The organism is Niallia circulans NBRC 13626 (genome assembly GCF_001591585.1).
Taxonomy (GTDB): Bacteria; Bacillota; Bacilli; order Bacillales; family Cytobacillaceae; genus Niallia; species Niallia circulans.
The window spans coordinates 56,611-72,499 of the sequence record NZ_BCVE01000020.1; the positions used below are offsets into that span (position 1 = coordinate 56,611).

The window sequence follows — 15,889 nt, forward strand, 5'->3', positions numbered from 1 at the left end:
ACCATAATCTCCATGTAAAAAACCAAAACAATTATACGTAGCTTTTCATAGCATTTTCGTATAATTGTTTTGGTTTAAAGGAAGCTAGACACTTATGTTCCAATCTCTTTTCAATCAAGAAACATTTACCGCCATTTTATGGTATTATTTCTCATCTTTTACACGTGTGATTTTTATCTCTTTTAGCAACTCTTTTACGACATGGCTAGCCATTATTAACCCAGCCACTGAAGGAACAAACGCATTAGAAGAAGGAGGCATTTTCGCCTTTCGAATTGGCGCATTATCTTTTCCGACCACTTTACGAACATCTTCACGAATTACAATGGGACTTTCATCTGAAAATACGACGTTAATCCCTTTTCTAATTCCTTCTTTACGAAGTCTTGTACGAATAACTTTTGCAATTGGATCTGTGTGTGTTTTACTAATATCTGCAATTTGGAAACGAGTAGGATCCATTTTATTTGCAGCGCCCATGCTTGAAATGATTGGAATATTTCGGTTTAAACACTCTTTCATTAAGTGAATTTTATAAGCAATCGTATCAGATGCATCTATGACAAAATCTAAGCCATAAGCAAAAATTTCTTCATACGTTTCTTCGGTATAGAACATTTTCAATGCAATTACTTCACAGTCTGGATTAATATCTGCAATACGTTCTTTCATAATATCTACTTTAGGACGGCCAACTGTAGATAATAATGCAATTACCTGTCTATTGACATTCGTAATATCCACATCATCCTTATCAATTAAGATTAATTTTCCTACGCCTGAACGAGCTAACGCTTCTGCAGCAAAGGAACCAACGCCTCCGATTCCTAGAACAGCAACCGTACTGTTTTTCATTGTCTCTAGCCCTTCTTTGCCAATGGCTAGCTCATTTCTCGAAAATTGATGCAACATCTGTTTTCAACTCCATTTAATTTTTCCTACCAGCTAATTATGTTTACATATTCCCTTATCAGGAATTCTCATTCTGAAAGAATAAAATTATTACTTAAGAAATATAACATAAATTTTTATCAGCTACCACTACCCTTTCCTTGTTTCCCGATAAGAATTAAGTTTTTTCTATTGAATGATAGGTATAAATTTTGCAAGTACTAAAAGAGAGAGTTGGAACAAAATATGTAATAAGTAAAGAGAATCAATCTCATAGCTAAACCTCATGGGCTAGCCAGTTGGAAAGCGATGCGTATTTAGCTCCAGAAAAAAATCACAAAACGTCTTTTTCGACATAAAAAAACGAACAATCATACGAAATATTGTTGATATCTCCGCATAATTGTTCGGGTCTATATTTGGTGGAATACTTCTATTCCAGTCTCTTAATCATTATTTATTCAGTTTCAAAGATAAATGTAAATCTGTTAATTGGTTTTCACTTACTTCACTTGGAGCATTTGTCAAAAGACAGCTTGCACTTGCTGTTTTAGGAAATGCAATCGTATCACGAAGATTCGTGCGCCCAGATAGCAGCATAATTAAGCGATCTAAACCAATTGCAATTCCTCCATGTGGTGGAGTTCCATATTCAAACGCTTCTAATAAGAAACCAAATTGAGCATAAGCCTCTTCCTTAGTAAATCCTAATAAGCTAAACATTTTTTCTTGGATTTCTTTTTCAAATATACGTAGAGAACCACCGCCTAGCTCATAACCATTTAACACAATGTCATAAGCTTGTGCTTTCACTGCTTCAGGATTCGTATCCAATAATTCTAAATCCGCTCTTTGAGGCATTGTGAATGGATGATGTGCTGCATAAAAACGGCCTTCTTCTTCGTCATATTCAAATAACGGCCAATCTGTCACCCATAAGAAATTGAATTTACTTTGATCAATTAAATCTAGCTCTTTTGCTAATTTTAAACGCAGTGCTCCTAATGCATCGGCAACGACATTCTTTTTATCAGCTACGAATAAAAGCAGGTCTCCTGCTTCAATATTTAACGCTTGCTCAAAGTCTTTTTGCTCTGTCTCGGAAATAAACTTAGAAATAGGCCCTTTTAAGCCGTCTTCTTCAGCTTTTAACCAAGCAAGACCTTTTGCTCCATACACTTTTACAAACTCTGTCAATGCATCAATATCTTTACGAGAATAGTTTCCACTTGCATTCTTTACATTTATTGCTTTTACTTGACCGCCTGTTTCAACTGCTGAAGCAAATACTTTAAAGCTAGATTCTTTCACTATTTCAGAAAGGTCAACTAATTCCATCTCAAAACGAGTATCTGGTTTGTCTGATCCATATCTACTCATTGCTTCATCATAAGGCATTCTTGGAAATGGGAGCGTCACATCGATATTCTTAACTTCTTTCATGATTTTTGCCATCATTGCTTCCATCATGTTCATAATATCTTCCTGACTCATAAAGCTTGTTTCCAAATCAAGCTGTGTGAATTCTGGCTGTCGATCTGCACGTAAATCTTCATCACGGAAACAACGAGCAATCTGATAGTATCTCTCTACTCCACCGACCATTAATAATTGCTTGAAAATTTGTGGTGACTGAGGCAATGCATAGAATTCACCTGGATGAACTCGGCTAGGTACTAAATAATCTCTTGCCCCTTCTGGCGTACTTTTTGTTAAGATTGGTGTTTCAATATCCAAAAACCCTTCACTATCAAGAAAATCTCTCATCACTTTTGTGACTTGATGACGCATTTTTAAGGTTTCAAACATAACAGGTCTTCTAACATCTAAATAGCGATATTTTAAACGTACATCTTCTGTAACATCCGTTTGATCAGAAATAACGAATGGAGGAGTTTTTGCTTCATTAATGATTTTAATTTCATCGGCGATTATTTCAATTTTTCCTGTTTTAAGGTTTTCATTGACTGTACCTTCTTGGCGTGCAACTACTTTTCCTTTTATATCTAATACAAATTCATTTCTTACCTTATCAGCGATTTCGATGGCCTCTTTATTTATCTCTGGATTAAATACTACCTGAACGATACCTGTACGGTCACGTAAATCAATGAAAATCAGCCCGCCTAGATCACGTCTTTTTTGCACCCATCCTTTTAAAACAATACTCTCACCAATCGATTTTTCTGTTACTTCACCACAAAAATATGTTCTTCCAAACATGAAGTATCCTCCCTATAATCAACATTTGTGTATTCACATTTTTATCTTCCTAACGACTCATTCAGATGCTTTCTTTGCTTTCCTATTAAAAACAAAGAAAACATCCTTGCTTAGAATGAGCCAAAGTCTTTTAGCGCACTTACAAGCTCTGTAAGCGGAATTTCTTTTTGTTCTCCTGTTTCTAACTGTTTTAAATTAATTTTGTTGTTTTGCAATTCATTTTCTCCTAAAACAGCGACATATTTAGCGTGAAGACGATCAGCTGCTTTAAATTGGGCCTTTACTTTGCGATCAAGATAATCTCTTTCAGCAGAGAAACCAGCCTGTCTAAGTTCATTTACTAATCCTACCGTGTAATCCTTTGCTTCTTCTCCTAATGAAACTAAATAGCAATCCACCTTCTTTTCAATAGGTAGTTCGATTTTTTCCGCTTCAAGGGCAGAAAGTAATCGTTCTAAACTCATAGCAAAGCCGATTCCAGGAGCTTCAGGGCCGCCTAATTCTTCTGTTAAGCCATTGTATCTGCCTCCACCACATAATGTAGTAATGGCGCCAAATCCTTCAGCTTCACTCATTATTTCAAAAGCTGTGTGGTTATAGTAATCCAAACCTCTAACTAAATTAGAGTCAACAACAAAGGGAATGTTTAAAGCCGTTAAATATTTTTGTACCTTTTCAAAGTATGCTTTTGACTCTTCGTTTAAGTACTCTAGGATGGATGGTGCAGACTTCATTAATGGATGTTCATGATCCTTTTTGCAATCTAAGATTCTCATTGGGTTTTTCTCTAATCTTGTTTGGCAATCATGACAAAATTCCCCGATGCTCGGTTTAAAGTGTGCAATTAGCGCTTCACGGTGAGCTTGTCTACTTTCTTTATCACCTAAACTGTTAACAACTACCTTTAACTTTGATAATCCCATTGTTTGATAAACGGAATAAGCAAGTGCAATCACTTCCGCATCAATAGCAGGATCTTTACTCCCAATTGCTTCCACACCAAACTGGACAAATTGACGAAAACGTCCAGCTTGTGGTCTCTCATACCGGAACATTTGCCCTAAATAAAAGAGCTTAATTGGCTGAGATGCATATCCATGCATTTTATTCTCCACAAATGAACGAACAACCGCCGCTGTTCCCTCTGGTCTTAATGTTAAGCTTCTTTTTCCTCGATCCTCAAAAGTATACATTTCCTTTGTAACAATATCCGTTGTGTCCCCAACACTTCGTAAAAATAGTTCTGTATGTTCAAATATAGGAGTGCGGATTTCGCTATATTGATATCGATCACAAAGTTGTTTAATTTTCCCTTCAATATACTGCCACTTTTCTACAGTCCCTGGCAAAATATCTTGGGTTCCTCTTGGAATATTAATATGCATTTTATGTATCCTCCCTGCTATTAGAAAAGCGTCTGATATCCGCGCTTTATTTGTAATATTTCAAATAAAAAAATCTCGTCCCTTGCATCCATCTGAATACAAGGGACGAGATTTTTCCCGTGGTACCACCCTAATTGAAGATTTTCTTAAATCTTCCACTTTGCAGTTAACGCCTGCGCACGTTTCTACCTACTAATGAAGAATATTTTCAGAAGAAAGCCTCCCTGAGTGTTCTTTCTCTAAGTCATCATGTAGAAATGCTTGCAGCCTTTATGACATTTCCTCTCTGTTCATGTGTCTCTTAGATACTCTTCTCGATCAATGGCTTTACTAGATTATTTATTATTATTTAATTAATAATAAATAGGAAAGATTGTATTGTCAATAGGATATGAAAATGATTTCCCGCTCTATTATAATTTTCCTAGTTGTTTCTTTAGCTTTTTTACTTCCCCTAATGAAAGTCCGAATTCAGAAGCTAGCTCAATCGCATTTGAATTTCCTTCTCTTTGAATAAAATCGTGAAAATCGACGCCTAGTAATTTGGAATCAATTTCACTAGTTGATGAACTTTTTTCACCAAATCTCATGCATTTCACCCTTTTTTCTGTTATTTTTTTATAGTATTACCATGAGAGGCTAAAAAATTTCATCAAAAAATAGTTTCTTGTCTAAATTTGATTACAAAAAATAAGAATAGCATAAAGGAATATACCTTCAAAAAGTAGAATCTTATTGTATGTGAAATTATACTAGTCAGCTTTAGACAATTACGGAAGGAGTGCAGCTTGTTTGAAGAATATAAGATGGATGCTATTACTTTTAGTCAGCATCTTCTTCATTCCTACACAGTATCAACTTGTATCAGCAGAAAATCAATCAACTGTTCAAGCTAATATGGTCATAAACGTTAGAGAAAATCCAGGGCTTGATCAAAATGTTATTGGGAAAATGGAGATAGGAAAAGCATATCCTTTAATAAAGGAAGAAAATGATTGGATTGAAATTCAATATACTCCCTCTTCTACTGGATGGGTAGCCGCCTATTTAGTAACAAAAAACGGACAAAGTACAAATGACGGCCCAATGGAAAAAGAAGAAGAAACAATTACTTCCCATTCAAACAAAGCCACGATTACAGAGAATGGTCTTCGCTTAAGAAAAGGACCAGGTACAAATTATCAAGTGATTACCACTTTAGGTGAAGGAATTGAAGTCACCATCCTTTCCACAAATAACGATTGGTATCAAATCAGTACAGATTTAGGGTCTGGATGGGTTCACAATGATTATCTCCTGTTTGAAGATTCTTCTATTCATACAGAAACAGGAGTACAAGAAAAGCCTAAACAGGAAATAGCTACTGTTACAGAAGATCAGATTAATCTTCGCAGTAATCCATCTACTAGTGCAGAAATCATCGGAAAAATCAGCATTGGCACTGTAATTACTATAATAGCAGAAGAATCTAATTGGGCAAAAATTCAATACTCTGGTAATATCGGCTGGGTTCATAAAGATCTTTTAAAGAGCAGCGATATAGAAAGCAGAAAAGGAAAAACAATCGATAAGAAAGTTAAACTTCTCTACGATAGAACAAATATTAGAAGCGATGCAACCGTCAATTCAAAAATCTTGCTTGTCGCAGATAGCGGCGAAACCTTTCAAGCAGTAGAAATAATTGATGATTGGTATAAAATTAAACTTGCAGACGGCGAATTTGGATATATTGCGGAATGGCTGGTTGAAGATTCAGCATCAAATGATCCCCAAATTACCAATACTACAGCTACAAATGATTTAAAGGGAAAAACAATCGTTTTGGATCCTGGGCACGGCGGAAAGGATAGTGGCACAATAGGCTTTGTCGGAACACTTGAAAAGACATTAAATCTTCGTACCGCTAAGTTACTTGCTAATAAACTAGAAGCCTCTGGAGCAAAGGTAATCCTAACTAGAAAAAACGATCTATTTATTCCGTTACAAACAAGGGTCGATATAAGCCATTTCTATCATGCAGATGCTTTTATCAGCCTCCATTATGACAGCATCAGTGATCGTTCCGTAAATGGTGTTACAAGCTATTACTACACATCAAAACAGAAAAAATTAGCTACCAGCATACATAAAAGTATCATTGAAGCAACAGATCGAAAGGATAGAGGCGTTAGACAAAATTCATATGTCGTCCTTAAGCAAAATAGACAACCTGCCTCTCTGTTAGAATTGGGATATCTAAGTAGTCCTGCTGAAGAACAAACGTTACTTTCTAACAAGTATCAAGAGACCATTACTACAGCTATCTATAATGGCTTAGAGAATTATTTTAGTTATTAAGCTTGTTAAATGAATGGTCATATAAGAAGCAAATAAAAGCCAAACAATCATCTGAGCTTTCGTGATTGTTTGGCTTTATTTCTATCCAGATTACTTATGGTCTAACCTTTTTTAATTGTATAGGAAGCATTCATTTAACATTATTTACTATCTAATATTAATGTTACCGGTCCATCGTTTATTAGCTGGACATCCATCATCGCACCAAAAATACCTGTTTCAACAGTTAGACCATGGCTGCGTAAAAGTTTATTGAATTGATCATATAACACCTTTGCCTGCTCTGGTTTAGCGGCATCCATAAAGTTAGGTCTTCTTCCTTTACGTGTATCTCCATATAGGGTAAACTGGGAAATCGATAAAACGGCTCCCTCCCTATCTAAAATACTTTGATTCATTTTCCCATTCTCGTCTTCAAAAACACGAAGATGGGCAATTTTATCTGCAAGGTATTTAGCCTCTTCCAATGTATCGCTATGTGTAATACCTACAAGAAGAACGAATCCTTTCTCAATAGCGCCAACTATCTCTCCGTCTACTTCTACTTTTGCTTCTCTTGATCTTTGTAATACTACACGCACATTTAAGACTCCTTAGTTCATTATTCTTCGTACAGAATAGACATCTGGAATTTGTTTGATTCGATCAACAACTTTTTGAAGATGATTGACATTTAGAATCATAATACTCATGTTAATCGTCGCAACTTTATTACGGTCAGACTTACCAGATACGGCCGATATATTTGTTTTCGATTCATTAACTGCCTGGAGAACCTCATTTAATAAACCTCTTCTGTCATAGCCGCTTATTTCAATTTCAACATTATATTCTTTGCGGTTATTTAAATTCGTTTCCCATTCAACAGGAATTAGTCGTGCCTTCGCATCATCTGTGTCAATATTTGTACAGTCTGCCCGATGAACGGAAACGCCTCTTCCTTTTGTAATAAAGCCAACTATGTCATCACCTGGAACAGGATTACAGCAGCGAGATAAACGGATTAATAGGTTATCAATTCCCGTTACTCGAACACCAGAAGCGCTCCTTTTATTATTGGAAAAAGACTTTAATTCCGCAACTGCATTTGAAATAGTTGAAATCTGTTCTGCATCTCTTTTCTTCCGCCATTTTTCTGTTAACCTATTGGCCACTTGGAGTGCTGTAATTCCATTGTAGCCTACAGCCGCATACATATCTTCTTCTGTCATAAAATTAAATTTTTCAATTACTGCCTTCACATTTTCGGGTGTAAGAATTTCTTTCAAATCAAATTCCATATTACGAATTTCTTTTTCAACTAATTCTTTCCCTTTTTCGACATTTTCTTCTCTACGTTGTTTTTTGAAAAATTGTCTAATTTTATTTTTTGCTTGGGATGTTTGAGCTATTTTTAACCAATCTTGACTTGGTCCATACGAATGTTTACTCGTATGAATTTCAACAATATCGCCTGTTTTTAACTTGTAATCAAGGGTGACCATCTTGCCATTCACTTTTGCTCCAATCGTTTTATTTCCAATTTCTGAATGGATACGATAAGCAAAATCAATTGGTACAGAGCCAGAAGGTAACTCAAACACGTCTCCCTTTGGTGTAAAAACAAAAACCATATCTGAAAATAAATCAATTTTCAGACTTTCCATAAACTCTTCGGCATTCACGAAATCATCTTGGAATTCTAATATTTCTCTAAACCATGTTAATTTTTCTTCCAATGAGGATCCTTCATTTACAGATTTTCCTTCTTTGTATGCCCAATGAGCTGCAATCCCGTATTCAGCAATTCGATGCATGTCTTGTGTACGAATTTGCACTTCTAAAGGATCGCCCTTAGGACCGATAACAGTTGTATGGAGAGACTGATACATATTAGCCTTTGGCATCGCAATATAGTCTTTAAAGCGCCCAGGCATTGGTTTCCATCTTGTGTGTATAATCCCTAGTATGGCATAGCAATCTTTAATACTGTTGACGACAATTCTTACTGCTAATAAGTCATATATTTCATTAAACTGTTTATTCTGTAAAACCATTTTGCGATATATGCTGTATATATGCTTTGGTCTTCCGGAAATATCTGCTTGAATTTTTACTTCTGCCGTTCCTTCACGAATTTCAGTAACTACTTCATCTAGGTATTGTTCTCTTTCTGCTCTTTTCTTTTTCATTAAATTTACGATACGATAATATTGCTGTGGATTCATATAGCGTAATGCAGTATCTTCTAGTTCCCATTTAATAGTAGAGATTCCTAGACGATGAGCAAGTGGGGCAAAAATCTCCAATGTTTCATTTGAAATACGACGCTGCTTTTCTGCAGGTAAATGCTTCAATGTTCTCATATTATGAAGTCTGTCTGCTAATTTAATTAGGATAACACGAATGTCCTGCGCCATCGCTACAAACATTTTACGATGATTTTCTGCTTGTTGTTCTTCATGTGATTTATATTTAATTTTACCGAGCTTCGTTACACCGTCAACGAGCATGGCCACTTCACTGTTAAATGCTTTACTTATATCTTGTAAAGTAATTTCCGTGTCTTCAACAACGTCATGGAGAAAACCTGCTGCTACTGTTGCTGGATCCATTTCTAAATCAGCCAAAATTCCTGCTACTTGGATTGGATGAATAATATATGGTTCCCCAGATTTTCTATATTGTTCACGATGAGCCTCTCTTGCATAGTCATAAGCTTTTTCAATAAAAGCTACGTGCTCTTCGTTTAAATATCCTCTAGTCTTATCGATGACTTGTTCGGCGGTTAATACTTGATCGTTCGCCATGTAATCACCTTTCATATTACAATTATATTATTAAAATTTAGCATATTTTAGACATTCTTTCTATCCTACTACTTTTATGCAAGATTACAAAAAAGAATAAAATTTATTTTAGAATGATTATTACTATTATCGAAAAAAAAAGGGAGATTGTAAAGGGATTGGAAGTAAATTTTATACGGAAAGAAAGAAAAATGTCGAATGAAGGCGATTTCTACCTATTCCTAGTAATTTTTTCTTTCTTTTCTTTTCGATTATGAAAAAGAGCGCTTAATCAGCGCCCTTTTTTCATGTATGTGGATTAATATTCCATTAAAGTTAAAATATCATATCCGTCTAAATTTTTACGTCCTTCAAGATAAGACAATTCAATTAAAAATGCAATACCAGCAACAATCCCGCCAAGTTCTTCGACTAATTTAATTGTCGCCTCAATTGTACCGCCTGTCGCTAATAAATCATCTGTGATTAAAACACGTTGACCTGGTTTAATCGCATCTTTATGGATTGTTAATACGTCTTTTCCATATTCCAATCCATATTCTACTTTAATCGTTTCTCTCGGTAATTTTCCTTCTTTACGAACTGGAGCAAAGCCAACTCCAAGCGAATAAGCAACAGGACAGCCAATGATAAAGCCTCTTGCTTCTGGTCCTACAACAAGATCAATTTCTTTTTCTTTTGCATACGTTACAATTTGATCTGTTGCATATCTATATGCATCACCATTATCCATTAATGTTGTTATATCCTTGAATCTGATCCCTTCTTTTGGCCAATCTTCAACGATCGTAACATATTGTTTTAAATCCATTCTTTTACTTCCTCCTCATTATTGACGGATTTCTTTAGAATAAGATCAAACCAATTTTTAAGTTGTTCATAAGATGAATAAATTAATTCATTTTCCAGCTCAAATTGCGCTTGTTTTTGTTGAAAAGAGATAGATTCTGTTAAATCTCTTTTTGGAACATTCTTATTCAGTGAAATAAATCCATCCTTCATTGTAACAAAATTTAATTCAAAAAACACCTTTGACATAAAATCTACCGTTTCTTTACTCCAGCCTTTTCTTCTAGCAAGCTCTCCACCGAATTTTTGGAGGTGAAAATTCCCCTGTTTTGCTAAAAAAGCATAGAACCATTTAAAGTGATCACGAGTTGGCATTGTACTAAAGAAGTCACTTTGTTGTTTATAAAAAACAGCATATATTCTTTCAGGGGCATTGTTAGTTAACAATGTTTTTAGCATATCCAAACTAGGGGGATAATCTGCCAGTACCATAGCATTATTCATTGATTCTAGGAATGCTGCTTGCTCTATTGATTCAATTACCTGATAAGAGACTTGTTCATCCATATCCTTAGGAACAGAATCTTGATGAAAAAAAATCCACTGGGCATTTTTAGGCACTACTTCGTATAATTGATTCACTTTTCTTAAACTGCGATAGTCAAACAGCTGCCAATGAGCAACCTCCATATCTTGAATAAAGATTTGCGGTTTTTTACGATTATTCCATTCGTTTATCGAAAGCTCCCCTAATACAGAAACTTTTGCACTTGGAGAGATATGATCACATAGGTCTCCAATTCCAAATCCTATTCCATCTAATTCAAAATCATTATCTTTTAATATAATCTTTAAATGGTTTTGATTGGAACCTATTTTCCGCATATTGTCGATTTCTAGATCACAGAAGGTTAATTTTGGCTTGGGATTGTCGACTCCAAATGGGGCGAGCATTTGCATTTCCTCTATTGATTTAATAGATATATCACTAATTGAAAAACTGCCATCCACCTTTGTTAATGGAATGAGATTTTCTTCTGTTAATTGTTCAAATGCTAATCTATTTAAACTATCTCTAAGAACTTCTACATCTTCTATTTTTAAAGACATTCCTGCAGCCATTGGATGCCCACCAAAATGAGGTAGAATATCTCTACACGTCGATAGATTTTTATATAAATCAAATCCCTCAATACTGCGAGCAGATCCTTTTGCTATTCCCTTTTCCTTGTCATAACTTAATACAATCGTTGGTCGATAGTACTTTTCTACCAATCTAGAAGCAACTATCCCAACTACGCCGGGGTTCCAGCCTTCTTTCCCTACAATTAGAACACGATTTTCATTTAATGGATAGAGCTCGTCCACTTGTTCCATCGCTTCCAATGTTATCTGATTTACAATCGCTTGTCTTTCCTTATTCGTTTCTTCCATTTCTAATGCTAGTTCTTTTGCAATCTCTGAATCATCCGTTAATAATAAGTCAACAGCCGGATCCGCATTTCCTAATCTGCCAATAGCATTAATTCGCGGAGCAAGCATAAACCCGATTGTTTCTTCATTAATCGTATTTTTGTCGATATTCATTTGACGATATAATGCATTTAAACCGATATTATCCGTTTCTTGCAGTGCCTTAATTCCTTTTTTCGCAAGAAGGCGATTTTCTCCTGTTAAAGAGACAAGATCAGCGATTGTTCCAATTGCCGCAAATGGCAATAAATGATGGGGAACTTTTCCGTAAAGAGCGTGAGATAACTTGAAAGAAACGCCTACCCCTGCTAACTCACGGAATGGATATCCGCTGCCTTCTATCTTCGGATGAATAATCGCAAGTGCCTCTGGCAATATTGGTCCAGGCTCATGGTGATCGGTAATGATTAAGTCTATTTCTAATTCCTTTGCCACTTCCGCTTCATGAACAGCAGCAATACCCGTATCGACTGTAATAATCAATTGAACACCAATGCTTTTAGCATAGCGAAAAGCCCTCTCATTAGGGCCATATCCTTCGGTAAATCGGTTTGGAATATAAAATTGTACATTGGCTCCAAGATCCTCTAATGTTTTCATCATAACGGTTGTGCTAGTTACTCCATCGGCATCATAATCTCCGAATATAAGAATTAATTCCTTGTTAGTAATTGCCTTTTGTATTCGATCTACGGCTATATCCATTCCTAAAAGCAGGAAAGGATCATGAAAATCATTATTATCATCAAATAAAAAAGCTTTTGCTTCCTCTGGTGTATGGTAACCTCTTTTCAATAAAAGTGAGGCAACAATTGGTGCTAGTTTTAACTCTTCTGCTAATAGTAAAATATTTTCTTTATTTGAAGTTTCTTCTTGTATCCATCTTTTTTTGGAACGTAACATTCAATCACCTCAATCTAACTATTATACAAGTTAAAAGAAGTCCTTTCAATGCAAGAAGAATGGAAAAACATGTGGTTGTTTTTATAATTACTTTTTAATATTAAAAAAATTGTTCAATTATCATTCCAAATAACTAAATAGACAAAAAAGATGTCTGAGAAGAAATTAATCGAAGTAAACACTCCCAACGAATTTCTCCTTGCAGACATCCCTTTTTATTTTAGATCTGTTAGAACCTTTTCCTTCTCTTTTTTATCATCCGATTTTTGTTCTAATGCCTTTTTTTCTTTTTCCAATGTTTTAATTTTACGCTGCAATGAATAAATACGAATAATTCCAGCAGAGCCAATGATTAATCCACCAAGAAGAACAGAAATTAATATAACTAAAATAAGCGGCCATTCCCCTTCTCCAAATAAGTAATTAACGGAAACCGGTTCGACATTAATAACTGCAAAGACCGCAACGATTAAAGCAAAAATAATTCCCCAAAGCATATTCCATTGAAATTTCATTTACTTCCCTCCCTTTGTATTTTTTGGTTCTATTATTTCCTATTTTCCATCTTTCCACTATCATAAACAAGGATTTTTTTAGCAAATATACAAAAACCCGCTCCTTTAGGAGACAGGCTTTTGTTTTGTCTTATACTTGTGGCTCGTCTGAAATTGGACGTTTTTCTTTATACGTAATTAAGACACCTTTTCTCTTTAATTCTCTCTTCTTCCAGACATACCAAAGCTGGGATGCAATAAAGATAGAAGAATAGGCACCGCCAATTAAACCAATTAGTAACGCTAAAGAGAAGTTTGTGATTGCACTGCTTCCAAATATTAATAAAGCCACTACACAAATCACAACCGTTATTACAGTGTTTATCGAACGTGCAAATGTCTGTCTAATACTTCTGTTGATAATATCTTTAATTTCTTGTGGTGTTTTGATTCGCTTCTTCTTCGCTAAATTTTCTCTTATACGATCAAAGGTAACAATCGTATCATTAATCGAGTAACCGACAATCGTCAACACGGCAGCGATAAAGGTAATATCTACTTCTAGTCGTGTGAGACTGAAAATCACGACAATAAAGAAAGCATCATGCAGTAATGCTAATACAGCTGCAAGACCCATATATACTTCAAAGCGAATTGCCACATAAATAATGATTCCGATGGAGGCAAAAATTATCGCTTTAAAGGCATTTTTAGCTAGTTCTTTCCCAACAGTTGGTGATACACTGCTGACGTTCGGATCATGCCCATACGTCTTATTAAACTCTGACTTTATCGTATTAATTTTAGCTCGACTTAAATCACCCTTAATACGAATAGCAGCAGTATCTTGCTTGTCACCTGAAATTACGATATCGTCTGCTTTTACATTCAGCTTATCTAAGTGATCTTCAATTTCAGCAGTTGTTAATGCTTTATCTGCCATAACTTCTATACGAGATCCACTTGCAAAATCAATTCCAAGATTAAGCTTGAATATAAACATAATCACAATTCCCGCCACAATTAAAACACTAGAAATTGTGAAAAATACATTTTTATATTTTACAAAATCAAGACGATCAAATTTGGTTGGCAATGTTAAAGTATCGTAATTTTCGCTAATATGTTTAATGTCTTTACGATTGACTCCAAACCACGTAATTTTTTTATCAAACAATTTACTTTTCACTAGTAAACCGAGTAATAATCTAGAACCATATACAGCAGTAATAAAACTTACTAATATACTAACAATTAAGAGTGTAGCAAACCCTTTTACTGAACTTGTCCCATAAATAAATAGAACAATCGAAGCTATAATGGTAGTTAAATTTGCATCAAAAATGGTTCCGATGGAGTTTTTATTACCTGCTTGAAAAGCAGCTCGCAGCGACTTTCCTACCCTCAGTTCATCCTTAATTCTTTCATAGGTAATGATATTAGCATCTACGGCCATTCCAACACCGAGAATAAGTGCCGCAATTCCTGGAAGTGTTAATACCCCTTTCATTAAATCAAGAACCAACAGATTTAAATAAACATAGATGGACAATGTAATGATAGCAACTAATCCAGGCAGACGGTAATAGAGAAGCATAAATAAAAATACTAGGCCTACACCAATGATACCCGCATATACTGTATCTTTTAACGCTTGATCTCCAAACTGTGCGCCAACACTTGTCGAATATTCTTCCGTCAATTTAACCGGCAATGCACCAGCATTTAATAATTCAGCTAATCTGGTCGCCTCATCTACTGTAAAATTACCAGTTATAGATACAGTATCCGAGTTAATCACTTCACTTACCATCGGTGCAGATAAGAATTTTGGTTCTTCTTTCGCTGCTTCCGCATTATAAGAATCCCCTTCTTCAAAGTCTAACCAGATGACTAACGGACTACCTAAAACTGATTGTGTTATTTCTTTAAACTTATTTGCATCTTTTAGTTTTAAAGAAACACTAGGTTTTCCATACTGGTCAAATTCTTGACTTGCTCCTCCCTGCACTAAATCAGAGCCATCTAGTAATTTCTTATCTTGAATATCTCTGAATGTTAGGTTAGCTTCAGTTGAAAGCATTTCTCTTGCTTCATTTTGATCTGTTATACCAGCAAGCTGCACTCTTATTCGGTCTTTTCCCTCTATTTGAATAACAGGCTCGCTTACTCCTAAAACATTTATCCTTTTATCTAAAGCTTGAGCTGTGCTTTTTAAAGCGGCTTCATCAATTTTCGCTTTCCCCTTTTCCAGTGGTTCTACTTTATAAAGAACTTCAAATCCACCTTGAAGGTCTAATCCAAGCTTAATATTGTCCAAAATTTTATTTGTTGTTCCTCCCATTAATCCTGCCGCCAAGACAATGATTAACAAAAAAGCAACAATTCTACTGCGTTTAACCATTATGTATTAATCCTCCTCATGAAATACAAAGCAGAAACTTCCTCAACTAATACTAGCCATATTCATTGTTATTTATCAAAAATGATGTCCTCTTTTAATATGAACCTTGCAATCAGCTGTTATTCTATTTCTGCGGCTCACTTCTTTCCAGTAATTAAACTAACAATTTCTTCTATAACTTAGAATAAACTCATTATGGAA

The 15,889-nt window shown here is 35.1% G+C and carries 11 protein-coding genes and 1 other annotated feature; of the genes, 1 reads left to right on the top strand and 10 read right to left on the bottom strand.

Going from position 1 to position 15,889, the window contains the following annotated elements; all coding sequences use genetic code 11:
- Positions 1-144: 144 nt before the first annotated feature.
- The 4 genes from BCI01S_RS19425 to BCI01S_RS25660 all read right to left on the bottom strand — a co-directional run bounded on the left by BCI01S_RS19425 (position 145) and on the right by BCI01S_RS25660 (position 5,089).
- Complete coding sequence (locus BCI01S_RS19425; protein WP_047944315.1) at positions 145-912, bottom strand: tRNA threonylcarbamoyladenosine dehydratase; 768 nt, start codon at positions 910-912, stop codon at positions 145-147.
- A gap of 432 nt (positions 913-1,344) precedes the next feature.
- Positions 1,345-3,114 carry an aspartate--tRNA ligase gene (gene aspS, locus BCI01S_RS19430; protein ID WP_061800799.1) on the bottom strand — a complete coding sequence of 590 codons (1,770 nt, stop codon included), beginning with the start codon at positions 3,112-3,114 and terminating at the stop codon, positions 1,345-1,347.
- 110 nt (positions 3,115-3,224) lie between these two features.
- Positions 3,225-4,499, bottom strand: coding sequence for a histidine--tRNA ligase (gene hisS / locus BCI01S_RS19435; protein WP_047944313.1), 1,275 nt, complete (start codon positions 4,497-4,499; stop codon positions 3,225-3,227).
- Positions 4,500-4,597: 98 nt separating this feature from the next.
- Positions 4,598-4,830: a binding site (T-box leader), on the bottom strand.
- 82 nt (positions 4,831-4,912) lie between these two features.
- Positions 4,913-5,089 (bottom strand): hypothetical protein, encoded by a 177-nt coding sequence (locus tag BCI01S_RS25660; protein WP_047944312.1) that lies wholly within the window; start codon positions 5,087-5,089, stop codon positions 4,913-4,915.
- A gap of 202 nt (positions 5,090-5,291) precedes the next feature.
- Here BCI01S_RS25660 and BCI01S_RS19440 point away from each other — a divergent pair, with 202 nt between their 5' ends.
- Complete coding sequence (locus BCI01S_RS19440; protein WP_061800800.1) at positions 5,292-6,836, top strand: N-acetylmuramoyl-L-alanine amidase family protein; 1,545 nt, start codon at positions 5,292-5,294, stop codon at positions 6,834-6,836.
- Between the two features lie 140 nt (positions 6,837-6,976).
- On the opposite strand, the gene dtd is transcribed toward BCI01S_RS19440, so the two are convergent.
- The 6 genes from dtd to secDF form a co-directional block, all read right to left on the bottom strand.
- Positions 6,977-7,417 carry a D-aminoacyl-tRNA deacylase gene (gene dtd / locus BCI01S_RS19445; RefSeq protein WP_047944311.1) on the bottom strand — a complete coding sequence of 147 codons (441 nt, stop codon included), beginning with the start codon at positions 7,415-7,417 and terminating at the stop codon, positions 6,977-6,979.
- A 12-nt stretch (positions 7,418-7,429) separates the two neighbouring features.
- Positions 7,430-9,625, bottom strand: coding sequence for a RelA/SpoT family protein (locus tag BCI01S_RS19450; protein ID WP_047944309.1), 2,196 nt, complete (start codon positions 9,623-9,625; stop codon positions 7,430-7,432).
- 298 nt (positions 9,626-9,923) lie between these two features.
- Positions 9,924-10,436, bottom strand: a complete 513-nt coding sequence (locus tag BCI01S_RS19455; RefSeq protein WP_047944308.1) for an adenine phosphoribosyltransferase — start codon at positions 10,434-10,436, stop codon at positions 9,924-9,926.
- Positions 10,427-12,790: a single-stranded-DNA-specific exonuclease RecJ gene (recJ, locus tag BCI01S_RS19460; RefSeq protein ID WP_061800801.1), complete on the bottom strand. Its 2,364-nt coding sequence runs from the start codon at positions 12,788-12,790 to the stop codon at positions 10,427-10,429. The genes BCI01S_RS19455 and recJ overlap by 10 nt, the downstream gene beginning before the upstream one ends.
- 215 nt (positions 12,791-13,005) lie before the next feature.
- Positions 13,006-13,305, bottom strand: a complete 300-nt coding sequence (locus tag BCI01S_RS19465) for a LapA family protein (protein ID WP_047944306.1) — start codon at positions 13,303-13,305, stop codon at positions 13,006-13,008.
- Positions 13,306-13,435: 130 nt separating this feature from the next.
- Complete coding sequence (gene secDF / locus BCI01S_RS19470) at positions 13,436-15,688, bottom strand: protein translocase subunit SecDF (RefSeq protein ID WP_047944305.1); 2,253 nt, start codon at positions 15,686-15,688, stop codon at positions 13,436-13,438.
- Between the last annotated feature and the right edge of the window lie 201 nt (positions 15,689-15,889).

Excerpts from the sequence above, each read along its gene's own strand:
- BCI01S_RS19425 (WP_047944315.1), bottom strand. The coding sequence starts at position 912 with ATGTTGCATCAATTTTCGAGAAATGAGCTAGCCATTGGCAAAGAAGGG.
- aspS (WP_061800799.1), bottom strand. The coding sequence starts at position 3,114 with ATGTTTGGAAGAACATATTTTTGTGGTGAAGTAACAGAAAAATCGATT.
- hisS (WP_047944313.1), bottom strand. The coding sequence starts at position 4,499 with ATGCATATTAATATTCCAAGAGGAACCCAAGATATTTTGCCAGGGACT.
- BCI01S_RS25660 (WP_047944312.1), bottom strand. The coding sequence starts at position 5,089 with ATGAGATTTGGTGAAAAAAGTTCATCAACTAGTGAAATTGATTCCAAA.
- BCI01S_RS19450 (WP_047944309.1), bottom strand. The coding sequence starts at position 9,625 with ATGGCGAACGATCAAGTATTAACCGCCGAACAAGTCATCGATAAGACT.
- BCI01S_RS19455 (WP_047944308.1), bottom strand. The coding sequence starts at position 10,436 with ATGGATTTAAAACAATATGTTACGATCGTTGAAGATTGGCCAAAAGAA.
- recJ (WP_061800801.1), bottom strand. The coding sequence starts at position 12,790 with ATGTTACGTTCCAAAAAAAGATGGATACAAGAAGAAACTTCAAATAAA.
- BCI01S_RS19465 (WP_047944306.1), bottom strand. The coding sequence starts at position 13,305 with ATGAAATTTCAATGGAATATGCTTTGGGGAATTATTTTTGCTTTAATC.
- secDF (WP_047944305.1), bottom strand. The coding sequence starts at position 15,688 with ATGGTTAAACGCAGTAGAATTGTTGCTTTTTTGTTAATCATTGTCTTG.